The 17,631-nt window shown below is 62.4% G+C and carries 14 protein-coding genes; all 14 read left to right on the top strand.

Annotated features, from left to right (window positions below):
- Positions 1–165: 165 nt before the first annotated feature.
- The 14 genes from ACKFRT_RS04875 (at position 166) to ACKFRT_RS04810 (ending at position 17,541) form a co-directional block, all read left to right on the top strand.
- Positions 166–588, top strand: coding sequence for an SAV_6107 family HEPN domain-containing protein (locus ACKFRT_RS04875; protein WP_296213550.1), 423 nt, complete (start codon positions 166–168; stop codon positions 586–588).
- A 197-nt stretch (positions 589–785) separates the two neighbouring features.
- The gene (locus tag ACKFRT_RS04870) at positions 786–1,196 is read left to right on the top strand and encodes a DUF3040 domain-containing protein (protein WP_296213547.1); all 411 of its coding nucleotides are present in this window, start codon (positions 786–788) and stop codon (positions 1,194–1,196) included.
- Positions 1,197–1,800: 604 nt separating this feature from the next.
- Positions 1,801–2,232: a division/cell wall cluster transcriptional repressor MraZ gene (mraZ, locus tag ACKFRT_RS04865; RefSeq protein ID WP_296213544.1), complete on the top strand. Its 432-nt coding sequence runs from the start codon at positions 1,801–1,803 to the stop codon at positions 2,230–2,232.
- Between the two features lie 287 nt (positions 2,233–2,519).
- Complete coding sequence (gene rsmH, locus ACKFRT_RS04860) at positions 2,520–3,560, top strand: 16S rRNA (cytosine(1402)-N(4))-methyltransferase RsmH (protein WP_296213541.1); 1,041 nt, start codon at positions 2,520–2,522, stop codon at positions 3,558–3,560.
- Positions 3,561–3,628: 68 nt separating this feature from the next.
- Positions 3,629–4,546 (top strand): hypothetical protein, encoded by a 918-nt coding sequence (locus ACKFRT_RS04855; protein WP_408925961.1) that lies wholly within the window; start codon positions 3,629–3,631, stop codon positions 4,544–4,546.
- 174 nt (positions 4,547–4,720) lie between these two features.
- Positions 4,721–6,559: a peptidoglycan D,D-transpeptidase FtsI family protein gene (locus tag ACKFRT_RS04850; protein ID WP_408926062.1), complete on the top strand. Its 1,839-nt coding sequence runs from the start codon at positions 4,721–4,723 to the stop codon at positions 6,557–6,559.
- The gene (locus ACKFRT_RS04845; protein ID WP_408925960.1) at positions 6,556–8,208 is read left to right on the top strand and encodes a UDP-N-acetylmuramoyl-L-alanyl-D-glutamate--2,6-diaminopimelate ligase; all 1,653 of its coding nucleotides are present in this window, start codon (positions 6,556–6,558) and stop codon (positions 8,206–8,208) included. Before ACKFRT_RS04850 ends, ACKFRT_RS04845 begins: the two co-directional genes overlap by 4 nt.
- Positions 8,205–9,719: a UDP-N-acetylmuramoyl-tripeptide--D-alanyl-D-alanine ligase gene (gene murF / locus ACKFRT_RS04840; protein ID WP_296213532.1), complete on the top strand. Its 1,515-nt coding sequence runs from the start codon at positions 8,205–8,207 to the stop codon at positions 9,717–9,719. Before ACKFRT_RS04845 ends, murF begins: the two co-directional genes overlap by 4 nt.
- A 7-nt stretch (positions 9,720–9,726) precedes the next feature.
- Positions 9,727–10,827: a phospho-N-acetylmuramoyl-pentapeptide-transferase gene (gene mraY / locus ACKFRT_RS04835; RefSeq protein WP_408925959.1), complete on the top strand. Its 1,101-nt coding sequence runs from the start codon at positions 9,727–9,729 to the stop codon at positions 10,825–10,827.
- 72 nt (positions 10,828–10,899) lie between these two features.
- Positions 10,900–12,399, top strand: a complete 1,500-nt coding sequence (gene murD / locus ACKFRT_RS04830; RefSeq protein ID WP_408925958.1) for a UDP-N-acetylmuramoyl-L-alanine--D-glutamate ligase — start codon at positions 10,900–10,902, stop codon at positions 12,397–12,399.
- 117 nt (positions 12,400–12,516) lie between these two features.
- Positions 12,517–14,139, top strand: coding sequence for a putative lipid II flippase FtsW (gene ftsW, locus ACKFRT_RS04825; protein WP_408925957.1), 1,623 nt, complete (start codon positions 12,517–12,519; stop codon positions 14,137–14,139).
- A 5-nt stretch (positions 14,140–14,144) separates the two neighbouring features.
- A complete protein-coding gene (murG, locus tag ACKFRT_RS04820) occupies positions 14,145–15,260 on the top strand; it encodes an undecaprenyldiphospho-muramoylpentapeptide beta-N-acetylglucosaminyltransferase (protein ID WP_408925956.1) in 1,116 nt (371 codons plus the stop codon).
- Between the two features lie 68 nt (positions 15,261–15,328).
- On the top strand, positions 15,329–16,825 hold the full coding sequence (murC, locus tag ACKFRT_RS04815; RefSeq protein ID WP_408925955.1) for a UDP-N-acetylmuramate--L-alanine ligase: 1,497 nt from the start codon (positions 15,329–15,331) through the stop codon (positions 16,823–16,825).
- Complete coding sequence (locus ACKFRT_RS04810) at positions 16,822–17,541, top strand: cell division protein FtsQ/DivIB (RefSeq protein WP_408925954.1); 720 nt, start codon at positions 16,822–16,824, stop codon at positions 17,539–17,541. The genes murC and ACKFRT_RS04810 overlap by 4 nt, the downstream gene beginning before the upstream one ends.
- Positions 17,542–17,631 lie beyond the last annotated feature (90 nt).

The following is a 17,631-nucleotide window of genomic DNA, read 5'->3' as shown; positions in this document are numbered from 1 at the left end:
GGTTAATAGTGCCACTGATCGGAAGGTTCCTGACGGGGATGGGTACAAAAACCCCAAATTAGAACAAATGTTCTAATTTGGGGTTTGTTGCGTCGGGGATGTCCAGATGGCTTTCTACAGTAAGCCTCAGTAGTTGGAATAAGCAGCAAAGGGGGCTTTGAGACCATGGCGGCACAAGCGAAACAATTGGGAGCGCGGGCACGCTACAGTCGAACCCTGGGTGCTCGGGGTTTTCTGGATGAGGCGGAGCGGCAGCTGCAGCTATCGAGGGCAGAGCTGCGCGAGCCAGAGGCGATTGTTTACGCCTACCGTGCTGGGCTTCGGGCAGCGGGGGCGTTGATCGAGTGGGAGATGGCTAGCCGAAAGCGACGTCCCTCCGGTAGCGCGTGGGCGAAGTTGCGGGTTCTGCGCCCGGATTTGGGGGACTGGGTGGAGAAGTTTGAAGCGCATGCGCGCGTGGCCAGCCGCGCAGGCCTGGGGCTTAGCCGGGGAATTCCGGAGAATGCTCGTGGCACCATCTACCATGATGCGTGCGATTTGGTGGATCTGGCCCGCGGCGCGGTGAACTACTTGCCGAAGGTTGCTTAACCCCCCAAAAAATATCGGATGACGTGGGCGGAGCAGGGCTGTAAATGATGGGCTGTGAAATGCCTTTTCGTTGTTCCAAAACCGCAGGTTGCTGTAGGGTAGATGGGGTGAAACGCGGGTGGAACATGCCCGGGCTGGAAACTTTTCTCACGCCGTAGGCGTTGTGGAAAGTAGCCGCAAAGAATTGGGAGGTCGCGATGGCTCTATCGGAGCAAGAGCAGAGGATGCTCGCGGAGATCGAAAAGGCGTTGATTGCCGAGGATCCGCGCTTGGCGAAGCAGGCTTCCACCAATAATGAGCAGTCGATGAACTTCAACATCCGTTCCATCGCACTCATTGTTCTTGGCCTGGCGGTGATGGTTGGCGGCATTGCTGCTGCTCAGCTGTCGCTGTGGTTCGTGGCGCTCAGTGTGGTTGGATTCTTGATCATGTTCGGCGGGGGCATGCTGGCTTTCCGTTCGACTGACGACCCGGAGACCGCGGCCATTAAGCGCTCGAAGTCCGGTAAGCCGGGTAAAGCGGGAGCCGTTCGGGGTGTAGGGAGTGGGCGTTCCGGCGGTATTGGCGACAAGATGGAAGATAGCTTCCGTCGCCGTTTCGAACGCTAGAAGCCAGCGTTAGAGCCGAGCGCTCAGATTAGAGCCGAGCGTTCAGACGGCTAGAGGCAAAAAGCCGCCGGCCTCCTTTTGTAGGGGGTCGGCGGCTTCTCTATGTGAATATCCATTAACGCGAGGGGGATCTGCTGGTGCTTCTTGGTTTTGCGCTGATGCGCGCTTAAGTATCCCCACTTCTCCCCACTTCCGCCCCTACTTGCCGTTCTAGGTGGTTTGAGCGAGCGTCTCGATGTGTGTTGGAAGTGTGTTGATCTGCGTATATGTCACGGTTGGGTGGAGGTGTGGATGTGGGGGAGGAGGTGGCGTCCTAAAGAGAAAGAGCGCGGAAAGTGACGGTGAAAGAGGGGAGGGGTTGCGCTAAAGGCCAGCTAGCGCGTTGTTAGAGTGAAAAAAGTTGAGAAAAAGCCACGCAACAGGCTTCGTGTTGTGGAGTTTGTGGGGGAGAGTGGGGTAAAGTGGGGATCGTTGGGGCGAAGCTGTGCCAACAACCTCAAACTTCATAGCGAAACCACTGGTCAGGGCTGCAATTCGGTCCGCCAATCACGATAGAAACGGCATACACAACGCGAGAGCTCAAAACGGGAAAGGGGCCGATGACATGTTTTTCGGCACCTTCACGCCGAAGCTGGACGACAAGGGTCGCTTGACTCTGCCAGCGAAGTTTCGGGAAGAGCTTGGCGAAGGGCTCATGGTCGTGAAAGGGCAGGATCGCAGCCTGGCGGTATATCCCAAGGCCGAGTTTCTGGTACGTGCGAAGAAGGCTGCGGAGGCGTCTCGTACGAACCCCAAGGCTCGTGCTTTTGTGCGCAACTTGGCGGCCAGTGCCGACGAGCAGGCGCTGGACTCGCAGGGCAGGATTTCAGTCTCGGCCCTGCACCGGAACTATGCGGGTCTATCCAAAGAGTGCGTAGTGATCGGCAATGTCGATTTCATTGAGATCTGGGATGCCGATAGCTGGGCGGAGTACAGCGCGGAGCACGAAGAGGACTTCTCTGACGGCGACGACGAGGTGCTGGCGTCCTTCCTCTAGAGCCTGAAGATTCTCTTGGGCTTCGAGGTGCGAAGGTCTGGTATTCGGATCGGTGGGCAATAAATAAATAGTGGAATTGGAGTGTGCGCAGGCCCTTACCTGCGTGGACGACGCGGAACCTTGACGTACTTCCCCAATGTCAAGCCCGCACCCACGCAGGTGAGGCCCTATGTGCACTCCTTTAACTTTTGAGTCACATCAGTATCTATGTGGCACATGAACTACATGAAACCTCAAAAAGGTTGAGGAAACACTAGGGATCGCAACGAAGAGAGGAGGGAACATCGATGAGCGAAGGAAAGCACAGGCAGCACGGGCACATCCCGGTGATGCGCGACCGCATGGTCGAACTCGTAGGCTTGGGCGTACGTAGCGACAACGCGCCCGCCCGCCCCGTTATCGTCGATGGCACCCTCGGCGCCGGGGGACACAGCGAGGCTTTTCTAAACGCCTTTCCCCACGCAACCGTGGTGGGGCTGGACCGCGACCCAAACGCGCTGGCGGAGGCCAACGAGCGTCTGGCACGTTTCGGCGACCGATTCGTTTCCTACCAGACCCGCTTCGACGGGGTGACCGACGCGCTCCAAGACCTGATGGAACAGGGCGCACTGCCTGAAAGCGTGCAGGAGCATGGCATCTCCGGGTTCCTGTTCGACCTCGGCGTGTCCTCTATGCAGCTGGATCAGCCGGAACGTGGTTTCGCCTACTCGGTCGATGCCCCGCTGGATATGCGCATGGATCCGAGTAGCCCGTTGACTGCCGCCGAGATCCTCAATACGTACAGTCACGGCGACATAGCGCGCATCCTGAAGACCTACGGCGACGAACGATTCGCTGGCAAGATTGCCTCCGCCATCGTTCGCGAACGCGACAAGCAGCCTTTCGAGAACTCTGCCCGGCTGGTGGAGCTGCTGTACGCAACGATCCCGGCGGCCTCACGCCGCACCGGCGGGCATCCGGCCAAGCGCACTTTCCAAGCGCTGCGCATTGAGGTGAACGCCGAGCTGGAGTCGCTAGAAAACCTCATTCCCGAGATCTCCCGATGGCTGCACATCGGCGCCGTGGGTGTGTTCATGAGTTACCAATCGCTCGAAGACAAGATCGTTAAAAAGGCATTGGTGCAGCTCAGTTCGTCGAAGACCCCACCGGGGCTGCCGATGGAGCTGCCTGGTATGGAGGCCGAGTTCGAGCTGCGCACACGCGGAGCAGAGAAGGCCAGCGAGGCCGAGATCGAGCAGAATTCCCGGGCTGCGCCCGTGAGGGTGAGGGCCTTCAGTCGGGTCAGCGACAGAGGAAAAACAACATTTCCGCTGGACACGCCCAGTTAGCTAAACAAAACACCCAAGTACCACTGATAAAAACAGATCCGAACCTCCGAAACTTCGGAAGGAACCACATGACCGCACCAGGCACCATCCGCACCCGTCGTCAGCACACCGACCGCGATCGCACCACCGTCGCCGGCCGGGACGCTGCCGACCGTTCCGATTCCGGCACCCGCCCGGCTCGCTCTGGCCTGCGCACCGCCGAGCGCACCCGTCGGGGAAGCGATTCGGGAGCATCGCGGACCCTGCGCACCAACCGCACCAACACGGTAGAGCGCACCGCCCGCCGTTTCGGCGGCAGCCGCGTGGGGTCGCGCCAGCAGGTATCGGTTCGCGGCCGTCGCATTATCGCCCTGGAGCGCGGCAACCCACAGCTGACCCGCCGCATAGTCCTGGCCGTCATGGTGTTCGTGCTCGGCGTGGTTTCCGTGATGGCTCTGTCTGCAGTGACAACCAAGCAGTCGTTCCAGATAGCTGAGGCGCAGTCCCGCAGCACCACCCTGGACAATGAGATCGAAAGCTTGAACCGCGACGTGGCCAACGCGAAGTCCTCCGCGAACATTGCCAAGGAAGCTAGCGAGATGGGCATGGTCGCCCCGAAGCAGTCCGGCATCTTGGAGGACCGCGGCGGGAAGATCAAGGAAACTCGTCCGGCCGATGCTGAAGGTGGCAAGGAGGTCGTGGATGTCAACGGCAACGCCAAGCGCCGCGGCGCAACCAGTGACCCGGAGAAAACCGACCGCGTGGAGGGGCTGCACCCGAACAACCCAATCGTCGCTGGCGACCGTGCTCCGGACGTCAACGCTAGTGCCTCGGGGAACGCGCAAGGCAATGGTGGCCTGCCGTACTCCGGTAGCCCGGCGGGGCAGGCACCGGCTCCAGCTCCAGCGCCCGCACCGGCTCCAGCTCCAGCGCCCGCACCTGCACCCGCTCCGGCTGCTCCAGCACCTGCACCCGCTCCGGCTGCTCCAGCGCCCGCCCCGCGTTAGGACTAGTGCGAGCCCAGCCCGCTTGGAACGAAAACTTCAGACACGCCGGGACCAACCCCGGCTTGTTTTCGTATTTTGAGGGGAGAATAACCAAGAGTGAATAGAAAGGAGGACAACCACGTGCCGAACAGTCACGATCCCCGCTCGCCGAGGGCGGTGCAGCAGAACTCGTGGTTGATCCTGGATACCTCCTTCGCGCGCTTCAACAAGCGCGTTCGCCTTGTGTTCCTCGTTATTTTCCTCACCGTCTTGGCGCTGGTATTGCGCCTGGTGTGGGTGCAATTGGTTGCCAGCCCCTCGCTGTCGAACCAAGCCCAGCTGCAGCGCACGTCCGTGATTACCGAGCCGGCTTTGCGCGGCGGTATTACCGATCGGAATGGCCAAGTTCTGGCCTACACCATGGACGCGCGCAGCCTGTCGGTGCACCCGCACAAACTTGAGGAATTCATGCAGGAGCGCCATGAACTAGACCCCGACGGCGTGCCGGAGCCCCAACAGCGCATCGAGGACATCGCCAAGCGCCTGCCCGAGATGATTAACAAAGAGGGCGACGACATTGAAGAAGACGACATCCGCGAAAAGCTGACCAGCGACAAAAACTACGAGGTGTTGGTTCGCAACGTGGACCCGGATGTCGCCGAGAAGGTGGCAGAAGAATTCCCCGAGATCACCGCTGAACGTCAAGACCTGCGCCAGTACCCTAACGGCGCGATCGCGCAGAACATGATTGGCAAGATCAGCACGGACAACCAGGGCCAATTCGGCCTGGAGCTATCTCAGGATGCCCGCCTGCAGGGAATCAATGGTTCCCGCACGGTCGATGTGGCAGGTGATGGATATCTGATTCCGGGCTCCACCCGCGACGTTCACCCCGCCGTCAATGGTGATTCTTACGAGCTGACTATCGACCTGGATGCACAGACTTACGTACAGCAAGCTTTGCAGCAGGCCCGCGAGAAGTCGGGTGCCAAGTCTGCCTCGGCGGTAGTGATGGACTCAAAAACCGGCGAGATCGTCGCCATGGGCTCCAGCGATTCCGTTGACCCGAACGGCGACATTGAAAAGCAGCTGAAGCGTAAAAAGGTCTTCGGCGACCGTGCCACGGCAGATTCCTTCGAGCCGGGTTCCGTGGCCAAGATTATGACAGCCGCCGCGGCCATCCAAGAGGGCAAGACGACCCCGGACGAGGTGCTTAAGGTACCTGGCAGCATCGACATGGCCGGTGTAACGGTGAAGGACGCCTGGGAACACGGAGAGGTTCCGTACACCACCACCGGTGTTTTCGGTAAGTCGTCCAACGTCGGCACGCTGATGCTCGCGGAGCGTGTGGGCGAAGAGAAGATGTACGAGTACTTCCGCAAATTCGGCGTGGGTCAGGCCGCGGGCGTGGGTCTGCCGTACGAAGTCGCCGGCTACATGCCGGAACTGAATCAGTGGTCCGGCGGTACCTTCGCCAACTTGCCGATCGGCCAGGGCATGTCGATGAGCCTGCTGCAGATGACGAGCATCTACCAAGCACTGGCAAACGACGGCGTGCGTGTGGAACCCCGCCTGATTAACAAGATCACGTCCTCTGACGGCGCGGAACTGGCCACGGATCCGGCAAAGGAAACGCGCGTGGTATCTCCTGAGACCGCCCGCACGACCGTGGATATGTTCCGCGCCGTCACCCAGAAGGATGAGACTGGCGTGCAGCAGGGCTCCGGCGCGCCCGCCGCGATCGAGGGGTACCAGGTGTCGGGCAAGACGGGTACCGCCCAGCAGATCGATCCGGATACGGGAGCCTATTCAAACTCCGCGTACTGGATTAACTTTGCGGGTATCGCCCCTGCAGATCAGCCTCGCTTCGTTGTGGGCATCATGCTGGATAACCCGCAGCGCGGAACTGATGGCGGCGCGGGCGGTAGTGCTGCACCGCTTTTCCACGACATCATGGCGTGGATGCTCGACCACTACAATGTGCCGCTGTCCAAGGAGGCAGGACCGAAGCTGATGTTGGAGGCAAAGGAATGACATCTGTAGAACGGCTCGCTGAGATCTGCGGGGGAACGCTGACCGGCCCCTGGGAGGGAGTGGAGGTCACCTCGGCCGCGATTGGTTCAGTTGATGTGCAACCCGGCGGTTTGTTCTGTGCCGTTCCGGGCTTGAAGGCACACGGTGCGTCCTTCGCTGCGGACAGCAAGGCCGCTGCCGTGCTCACCGATGCAGCAGGTCAGCGCATTATTGACGACGCCCCCACGCCGCTACCGTGCATCGTCGTCGACGATGTTCGCACGTGGATGGGCCCGGTGGCTGCAGAGATTTACGATCACCCGGCGCGCCAGCTAAAAACCATCGGTATCACCGGCACCTCGGGCAAAACAACCACCAGTTACCTGGTGGAAAAGGCCCTATTGGATTCCGGAGAAAAGGTGGGCCTGATCGGTACCACTGGTACCCGCATTAACGGCAACCCGATACCGACTTCGCTGACCACCCCGGAAGCGCCGACCCTGCAGGCACTGTTGGCGCGCATGGTTTCCGAGGGGGCTACGCATCTGGTGATGGAGGTCTCCAGCCACGCGCTGCAACTCGGCCGCGTGCACGGCGTGCACTTTGACGTGGTGGCCTTTACGAACTTGAGCCAAGACCACCTGGATTTTCACCCGACGATGGAGGACTACTTCCAGGCTAAGGCGCTACTCTTCGAGCGCACGGAGGACGGGCAGCAGCCAGGAACTGCAGTGATCTGCTGCGAGGACGAATGGGGCGAGCGGATGCGCGCAATTGCCGCGAAGCATTCGCCAACAGTGGCGCTGTACCCGCAGGGTGGCTCCCACGCGGGCGAGCAAGGTGCGCCGACGTGGTCCATTGCCGACACGGAGGTGACTCCCAGCGGGCGCCAGAACATCCGACTCTCCGTCACTGGCGGGGACGGAGCCGCCCGCGAGCTGGATTACAGCATCGGCATGGCGGGCTCCTTTAACCAGGCGAACAGCCTGGTCGCCCTGGCCTGCATCGAGGCTGCCACGGGCGAACCGCTGTCCTCTGACAGCGCGGCCGTGAAGGCTTTGGCGGACGTGCAGGTGCCTGGCCGCATGCAGCTGGTTGAGGAGGGGCAGGAGTTCCTGGCCATGGTGGACTACGCACATAAGCCGGGTGCGGTGCAGGCTGTGCTGAGCAGCCTCCACGATTATCTACCGGCCCCGGAGGCTCGCATCGGTATCGTCCTGGGAGCCGGTGGAAACCGCGACCACGACAAGCGCCCCATCATGGGCCGCATCGCCGCAGAGCTGGCAGATGCCGTGTTCATCACGGACGACAACCCCCGAGACGAGGAACCTTCTACCATCCGGGAGGCTATTTACGCGGGGGCGCGTGAGGGCGTCCACAAAAAACAGCAACAGCAGCCGGGCGGCGAGACCGTATGTGAGGTGGTGCCGGATCGCGCCGAGGCCATTGCCGCAGCCGTGGCGTGGGCCAAACCCGGCGACGCAGTTGTCGTGGCAGGCAAGGGGCACGAAAAGGGTCAGCTTGTCGCGGGTACGATGCACCCCTTTGACGACGTCGCGGAACTAACCGCAGCGCTACAACAGCGCGTACAGAGCACACACAGCACACACCGCGCACACAGCGCACAGAGCACACACAGCACACACAGCGAAGGCAGTGACCAGCGATGATTGAATTAACTACACGGCAGATCGCCGAGGTGACCGGTAGCACGCTCATCGGTGGCGCAGATCCGCGGGCCGTGGTGTCTGGCCCGGCGGAGTTCGACTCGCGCAAGATCACCCCGGGTGCGATCTTCATGGCTTTGCCCGGTGCACGCGCCGACGGCCATGACTTCGCCAAATCTGCACTGGAAAACGGCGCTGCACTGCTGATCGTCGGCCGCCCGGTGGATTACCCCGCGCTGCTGGCCCAGCCAGTGCAGACCAATGAGCAGACCTCCAACGCCACCGCCTTCGAATACGACGCGGAAGGCCACGGAGCCGCTGTTCTGGCCGCCGTGGATAAGCTGGCACGCTACAACACCGACGTGCTGGCCGCCGAGGAGGGCATGGTTGTCGTCGGCGTGACCGGATCGGCAGGTAAGACCTCCACGAAGGATCTGATTGGCGCCGTGCTGCGCGAGGCAGGGGAGACCGTGGCCCCGCCCGGCAGTTTCAACAACGAGATCGGCCTGCCGTACACCGCACTGCGTGCGGGCCGTACCACCCGCTTCCTCGTTAGCGAGATGTCTGCCCGCGGTGTGGGCCACATCCAGCACTTGACGACCGTCACCCCGCCACGCGTGGGCGTGGTGTTGAATGTCGGCAGCGCTCACCTGGGCGAGTTTGGCTCCCGCCAGGCGATCGCACAGGCAAAGGGTGAGCTGGTGGAGGCACTACCTGCTGGCACCGACGGTGGCCTAGCCGTGCTGAATGCCGACGACGACAAGGTCGCTGCGATGGACAAGCGCACCGCCGCGCGCGTGGTGCGTTTCTCCACGGAGGGTGCGACGGGTGCCGCCGGCGTGCAGGCCGATTACTTTGCCACCGACATCGAGCTGGATGCGGTAGCCCGCGCCAGCTTTATGCTGCACCACCCGAAGGGCGAGCCGGTGCGTGTGGAACTGTCCGTGTTCGGCGCCCACCAGGTGTCTAACGCGCTCGCTGCCGCGGCGGTGGGGATAGAGATGGGTATCGACGCCGCACAGGTTGCATCCCTGCTGAGCTCTCATGTCGCCGCTAGCGTAAACCGCATGGACGTGCGCACGCGCGCTTCCGACGGGGTGACGATCATCAACGATTCTTACAATGCCAACCCCGAATCCATGCGCGCCGGAATCGACGCGCTGGCCTTCACCGCTAAGGGCCGCCGCGAGGCGGAGAGCTGGGCCGTGCTGGGGCAGATGGGGGAGCTCGGCGAGGACGCCACCGACGAGCACGCTGAACTGGGCCGCGTGCTGGCGCAGCGGCGCATCGACCACGCAGTGATCGTGGGCAACGGGGTGAACCAGCATGCGCTGGCCACCGCGGCACGCGATAGTGGGGTGGATACGCAGACTGTCGAGAACATCGACGGCGCTGTGAACTACCTGGATATCAGTTTGAACCCGCAGGATGTGGTGCTCATCAAGGCATCGTATTCGGACGGACTATGGGCCGTGGCAGAAGGACTGCTGATCGGCGAGAACCAAGGAGCTTAAAAGACCCATGTTGCAAATCTTTATCGCGGGTGCGGTTGCCTTCATCGTGTCCGTCGGGCTGACCCCGGTGCTGATTCGTTGGTTCTCTGCCGAGGGGCTGGGTCAGGAAATCCGCGAAGAAGGCCCGAAGTCGCACTTTAAAAAGCGCGGCACCCCCACCATGGGCGGCATTGCCGTATTGGCGGGCATCTCATTTGGCTACCTAGTGGCCGTGTTGGTGGGGCTGCTCACCACCGGCGCAGGGCCAGGTGCCAGCGGCTGGCTGGTGCTGGGGCTTACCCTCGCCCTCGGCGGATTGGGCTTCGCCGACGATTACATCAAGTTGGTCAAGGGGCGGAACCTGGGGCTGAATGCCAAGGCGAAGCTAGTTGGACAGCTGGCCACCGCGATCATCTTTGGTCTGCTGATCCTGCAGTTCCCGAATGCGCAGGGCCTTACTCCGGGCTCCACTCACCTGTCGGCTATCCGCGATATCGCTACCTTCGACATCGCCATCGGCCCGGCAGTCGTGGGCATGGTTCTGTTCCTGATCTTCATCTACCTGGTGATCTCCGCCTGGTCGAACGCCGTGAACCTGACCGACGGCCTCGATGGTCTAGCCGGTGGTGTGACCGCAATGGCGATGGGCACCTACGTGCTGATCACCTTCTGGCAGTTCCGCAACTCCTGTGCCGTGGGCGCGCAGGCCGGCTGCTACGCGGTACGGGACCCGCTAGACCTGTCGATGCTCGCCTCCGCAGGCCTCGGCGCATGCCTGGGCTTCCTCTGGTGGAACGCCGCCCCGGCGAAGATCTTCATGGGAGACACTGGTTCGCTGGCCCTGGGTGGTCTGGTGGCGGGACTGTCCATTACCACTCAGACCGAGCTGCTGATGATCCTGGTCGGCATCATCTTCGTCATTGAGGCAGCCTCTGTGGTGATCCAGGTGGTCTCCTTTAAGACCACCGGAAAGCGCGTGTTCCGGATGGCCCCGATCCACCACCATTTTGAGAACAAGGGTTGGGCAGAGACAACCGTTGTCATTCGCTTCTGGCTGCTTGCCGGAGTAGCGGCGATGTCCGGCTTCGCAATCTTCTACGGAGAGTGGCTCAACGCCGCCAGCTGGTAAGCACACACAGCCCACAAACAAGTAGCCGATTAGCACTGTAAATACCGCAAGTACTGTAAGGACACCTCAGCCGTGGAACCCACACACGCACTTCAACCCGCAGACGCCCTAGAAACCATGCGTACCCAGACCATCTTGGTCGCGGGCGCTGGCGTGGCTGGCCGGGGTGTGATTTCCATGCTCTGCGCCCTCGGCGCCACGTCAGTTGTTGTTGCCGACGATAACGCGCAGGCCTTGAGCCACATTGCCGATGGAGGGAAAACGGAGCTGCGGTTGCTGAGCGTGGCAGAGGCCATCGACACACTCGACGTGTGGCAACCGCAGTTGGTGGTGACCTCCCCGGGCTGGAAACCCGAGTCTCCGCTGCTGGCCCGCGCGTCGGAACTCAGCATTCCCGTCATTGGCGATATTGCCGCAGCATGGCTGGCCGACCAGGCCGGCGCCTTCGGCGAGCCGCGCACCTGGCTGGCCGTTACCGGCACTAACGGCAAGACGACCACCACGGCGATGCTGACCTCCATGCTGGTTGCGGATGGGCGCGCCGCGCTGGCAGTCGGCAACATCGGCATCGCCCCCGCGGCAGCTCTTGCCGCCCAGCATCGAGGCGAGCCCCGCTCCGACGTCTTCGTCGCTGAAGTTTCCAGCTTCCAGCTGCACTGGGCGCCGATGTTTGTGCCCACCGTTGGCTGCATTCTCAACCTTGCAGAGGATCATTTGGATTGGCACGGGAGCTACGAGAACTATTGTGCGGACAAGGCACAGGTCTTGACCGCGCCGGAGTCGGTGCTGGCGCTGGACGATGCCCATGTGCGAAATACCGCACGCGCCCGCCACGTGGTCTCGCCACGCGGATACACGATTCAGGACCCGGAAAAGGTGGCGTCCCAAGACAAACAGCGAGTAGTCGGCGTGCGCGACGGGCGGCTGGTCGAGATCGTCGTTGGCGACCCGAGCCAGACCACAAACTTGGCCCCGGTGCAGGGAATCAGCCCTCCCGGGCCGGCGGGCTTGGCGGATGCAGCGGCGAGCGCGGCGATGGCGCGTGCGTTGGGCGTGGCGCCGCAGGCCATCGAAGCAGCGCTGGCGGGCTTTAAGGTGCAGGCTCACCGCGGGCAGGTCGTACTGGAGCACGAGGGCGTGGTCTGGATCGACAACTCCAAGGCAACGAATCCGCATGCCGCCGAAGCAGCGCTGCGCGGCCAGCGCAACGTCATTTGGGTTGCCGGTGGGCAGCTCAAGGGCGCCGCGGTGGACGGCCTGATCCGCGCGATCGGCGGTGCCCTGAAAGCGGTGGTGGCCCTCGGCGTGGATCGCGCCGAACTTGTCGCGGAAGTTTCGCGGCAGTTGCCCGACCTGCCGGTCACTGTTATTGACGCCACCGATCCAGAAGAAGCAATGCGCGCCGTCGTGCAAGCCGCCCATGGGCTGGCGGAGCCGGGCGATAGTGTCGTGCTAGCCCCGGCGGCAGCGTCGCTAGACATGTACACCGGTATGAGTCAGCGTGGCGACCTGTTCGCCCAGTACGCAGTGGCTTATGCTGAGGCCGAGCAAGCGACACAGGAAAGGGGGTAGGTTCACGCGATGTCTACTCCGACGTCCAACTCTAAGCCGTCCAACTCGAGGTCGGCCGGTTCGAGGTCGGCCAGCTCGAGGTCGTCCAACCCGAAGCGCGGTCGCATACCCGGGACTGTGAATGACGACGCGCAAGGCGAGCGGTCGACACGAGAAGCACCCCGGAAGGCACCGCAGGAAGCGGGCGACGAGCGTGGCCTGAGCTCGCTGCACCGCAAGGTCAAGGCACAGCTAGATACCCCGCAGTTGGACTACAAGGTGCTACTTGTGGTGACGTTTTGCCTGACTGGTCTTGGCCTGGTGATGGTGCTTTCGTCGTCCATGGTGACTTCCTACGCCAGTGGCGCGAGTGTGTTCGGCGAGTTCATCAAGCAGGCCATGGTCGTGGTCATCGGCCTGGTGGTGATGTGGGTAGCGCTGCGCATGCGCCCGGAGACGATCCGTAAATATTCCCCGTGGCTACTGGTGTTCGCCATTTTGATGCTGATGGCCGTCCTGATCCCCGGGGTGGGTGTCGGTGGCGATGAGGTCGGTTCCAACTCGTGGATCCGAATCGGCCCGATCGGTGTGCAGCCTTCCGAGGTAGCGAAGCTGGCGCTGGCTGTGTGGGGCGCGGCGACCGTTTCCTATCGTGCACGTGCCACGCAGCGTTTGAATAGCGGGATGGGTGCGTTCCTTGCCGTGAGCGCCATCATCCTGGTGCTGGTGCTGCTGCAGAAGGACCTCGGCATGATGTTCTCCGTGGGCATTGTGGTTGCCGCGCTGATGTTCTTCGCGGGCGTGAAGCGCAAGGTCTTCGTTACCATGCTCGGCGTGATCGCCGCCCTTGGCGTGTTGGCGATCTTCCGGCAAAGCTTCCGCGGAGCGCGTATTACGACGTGGAGGGACGCACTGACGCTGAACTTCGGCGACACGACTACTCAGGGAGCGGCTTACCAATCCCACCAGGGCATTCTCTCGCTTTCCGACGGCGGGCTTATGGGAACCGGCCTGGGGCAGTCCCGCGCGAAGTGGTTCTACCTACCGGAGGCGAAAAACGACTTTATCTTCGCCATTGTGGGCGAGGAATTGGGTCTGTTCGGCGCGGTATTCGTCGTGTTGCTGTTCGGCTTTTTGGCCTGGTTCGGTACGCGAACCGCGCTGGCGCAAAAGGATCCATTCTTGCGGCTGCTGGCCGGAACGCTGACAATCGGTATTTCCGTGCAGGCTTTCTTCAACATCGGTTACGTTGTGGGTTTGCTGCCGGTGACGGGCATCCAGCTGCCGTTGATTTCCGCTGGTGGTTCATCGGCAATCATCACTCTGCTTTCCATGGGGCTGCTGTGTAACTGTGCACGCAACGAGCCGGAGACCGTCTCCTCGATGCAGCATGAAGGCCGTCCGCTGATCGACCGCATTCTGATGCTTCCGGAGCCGCAGGGCTACAGGGCGGGGGAGCAGCGCCGAAACGAGCGCCGCGAGACCGCCTACAGCTACGGCGAGCCGGTTACTCGCCAGCGGGCGAGCGCAGGCCGCGGCAGCCAGGACGTTCGCCGCGAACGCGACCGGGTGGAGCAGTCCATTCGCCGCGTCGGCGGCGAGTCGCGTTTGCGTGGCTACGATGGGGTACGAAGGCAGGACCTTCCGCCTACGGCCACCCCGAAGCCGATACCGCGTAGCCACCGCCGGACGGACGAGGCCGGGCAAGGAAGAGCCCGCAAGACTCGCAGAACCCTTGATAATAGACACAGGAGGCGCTAGCCAAAGTGAATCCGAAGCCAGAAGCCGACCGGAAGCTATCAGTCGTCGTTGCCGGCGGCGGTACAGCCGGGCACATTGAACCCGCCATGGCCGTGGCCGAGGCCATTCGCGTGCAGCGCCCCGAAGCGCGCATAACCGCACTTGGCACATCTCGTGGGCTAGAGACCAACTTGGTGCCTAAACGCGGTTTCGATCTGCAGCTAATCCCACCGGTACCGGTTCCTCGCAAGGTCAATAAGGATCTGGCCACGCTGCCCCTACGTTTGGGCAAGGCTCTGAAGGAGACCAAACGGGTACTGCGGGAGGTCGAGGCCGACGTAGTCATCGGTTTCGGCGGCTACGTCTCTGCCCCGGCATATATGGCCGCGCGTTCCCTAAAGATCCCGTTCTTTGTTCACGAAGCTAACGCCCGCGCGGGTGTGGCTAACAAGTTGGGTGTAAAGATGGGCGGCACGGCGCTGGCAGCTGTAGAAGATTCCGGTCTGGAGGCCGAAGTCGTGGGCATCCCCGTGCGCGATGCCGTGCTGAAGATGGACCGCCAAGCACTGCGTGCCGAGGCCCGTGAGTTCTTCGGCGTGGACCCGGACGCGCCGCTGCTGCTGGTCACCGGCGGTTCCCAGGGTGCGCGCAGTATCAACACCGCGGTTGTAAACGCGTCAAAGACCCTGCAGGATGCGGGGATCGGCGTGCTCCACGCCTACGGCAAAAAGAATACGGTTGAGCTGCCCAAGGAAGTCCAGCAAGGCCAGCCCCCGTACGTCGCGGTGCCCTACATCGAGCGCATGGATCTAGCGCTGGCTGCAGCCGATGCCATCCTGTGTCGCTCGGGCGCGATGACTGTCGCCGAGGTCTCCGCCGTCGGTCTGCCAGGCATCTACGTGCCACTGCCGCACGGCAACGGCGAGCAAGAGCTGAACGTCCGACCGATCACCCACGCTGGAGGCGGTGTGATCATCAAGGATGCCGAGCTCACCGAGCACCGCGTGGCCCAAGAGGTTATTCCGCTGCTACGCGACGAAACGCGCTGGCAGGCCGCCAGCCTGGCAACTCTTGCTGCCGGGCACCGCGATGCCGCCGAAAAGATTGCCGCGAAGGTCATCGCGGCAGCCGAGGCGCACTGACACCCACCGACACCCACTGACACTCACCGATTCAGCCCACACCTCTTAGAAAGGCACCTTCTTCCCCGATGAGCGAGCAGCCCCAGACCACGGACCTCACCCGCGTGCACATGGTGGGCATCGGCGGTGCCGGCATGTCCGGCATCGCCCGTATTCTGTTGGATCGCGGCTACCAGGTCAGCGGTTCGGATATGAAGGAATCCCGGAGCGTGATGGCTTTGCGCGCCGGTGGCGCACGGATTCAGGTCGGGCACTCGGAAGACAACCTGCGCTTGTCGGGGAAGATGCCGACGGTGGTCGTTACTTCCTTCGCCGCCATCCCGCAGGACAACCCGGAGCTCGTCGGCGCGCGTGACGCTGGCATTCCGGTGATTCGCCGGTCCGATGTGTTGGCACTACTGATGCAAGACCGCCGCGCCTTCCTGCTGTCCGGCACCCACGGTAAGACCTCGACGACCTCGATGGCCGTGGCGGCATTGCAGTCCGCCGGCCAGGACCCTTCCTTTGCCATCGGCGGCCAGCTGAACCGTGCGGGCACGAACGCCCACCACGGCACGGGCGAGATCTTCGTCGCCGAGGCTGACGAGTCCGACGGCTCCTTTTTGTCCTACTCACCCGAGGTTGCGGTGGTCACGAACATCGAGCCGGATCACCTGGATTACTTCAAGACCGAGGCGGCCTATCGGGAGGTCTTCGAGAAGTTCGCGCATCGCATTGTCCCGGGTGGTTACCTTGTCGCCTGCCTAGACGATCCGGGTTCGGCTGCGCTCGCCGAGGGGCTTGTGGCCACCGCGGCGGATGGCGAGTCCCTGCCCTTTACCATTGTGGGTTATGGCACTGCCGAGGCTTGCGGAACCCACTCTTCCGTGCCCCCAGCAGCGATTATCGAAAACACGGAGGTGACCGCCGAGGGGACTGTTTCTACGCTGCGCCTCACCGAGGGGGTCAATGAGGCTGCCGGAGAGATCGCGGGCACTTATTCCCTGCGTGTCGCCATCCCCGGGATCCATATGGTTCTCAACGCCACCGCGGCTGTGTTGGGCAGCGTGCTGCTGGGCGCGGACGTGGAGAAAGTCATCGCGGGCATCAGCGGTTTCGACGGCGTGCGTCGCCGTTTCGAATTCCACGGCACCCGCCGGGATGTGGAGGTTTACGACGACTACGCCCACCATCCGACCGAGGTGGCGGCAGTCCTGTCGGCTGCGCGCCAGCGCGTGCAGGCTCGGGGCGGGCGCATTGTGGCAGTTTTCCAGCCACACCTGTACTCCCGCACGATGAACTTCGCTTCCGAGTTCGCGGAGGCACTGTCGCTGGCAGACCAGGTGGTACTGCTGGATATCTTCGGAGCCCGCGAGGAACCGGTCGAGGGCGTGGACTCTCGCATTATCGGCGACAAGATCGACGCCTCTACGGAGTGGGTTTTTGAGCCCGACTTTTCCGCCGTGGCGGGGGTAGTAGCCAACCTGGCGCAGCCGGGTGACATGGTGCTGACCATCGGTGCGGGTACCGTGACGATGCTGGCGGACGAGATTTTGCTGCAGTTGGATCACGGTGATCGCGGGTGAGTAGGGCGTCCAGAATAAAGAAGGGCAACACCGGGCCGCGCAAGAAGGGCAACGGGGCGCCCAAGAAGCGCCTGCAATGGCTCGTCGCGGGGCTGGTGGCGCTGGTGGTGCTGCTCGGGGTGTTGGTGTACGCGGTGCCGATTATCAAGGTTTCGCAGATCGACGTGCAGGGCACGACGAACGCTGATCCGCAGGCCATCCGTGAGGCCAGCACCATCAACGCGGGCGATAACATGCTGCGCTTGGACATGGCCGGGGCCGCCCAGAGTGTGTCCGGGGTGCCGTGGGTAGAGAAAGTGACGGTGAAGCGTTCCTGGCCCACGACCGTGACGGTCGACGTGACTGAACACCAGCCCATTGGCTATGTGATGGACGGCGACACGCCACACGTGGTGAATGAAAATGGGCAGGTGTTCCTGACGGGTGTGAAGCCCGAAGGCGCTTTAGAGTTCAAGAAGACCAAGGCGGACGACGCGCGGGCCATCGATTCTGCGACGAAGGTGCTAACCGCGCTGCCGGACGATCTGCGTGGCAAGTTGGAAGGCATCGAGGCCGAAACGGCGGATAGTATTCGGCTGTTTTTCCCTCATCAGGCTGTGTATTGGGGTTCCTCCGAGAGGGCGGACGAGAAGGCTGAGGCGACCCGTATTGTGCTGGGGCGCGAGGGCAATTGGAACGTCTCGAACCCCGCTATGCCCACTGTCAGGAAGGGCTGAAGTAGGGGAGAAACCCCAGCTTAAGCTTTAAGTTGAACTTTAAGGATACGACACGCCACCAAAAATGTGCACCGCTAAATGCTTGACGGC

It is taken from the genome of Corynebacterium jamesii (genome assembly GCF_046097395.1).
Classification (GTDB): Bacteria; Actinomycetota; Actinomycetes; order Mycobacteriales; family Mycobacteriaceae; genus Corynebacterium.
The sequence above is the reverse complement of the archived record's forward strand: the minus strand, read 5'-3'. Positions and strand labels throughout refer to the sequence as shown.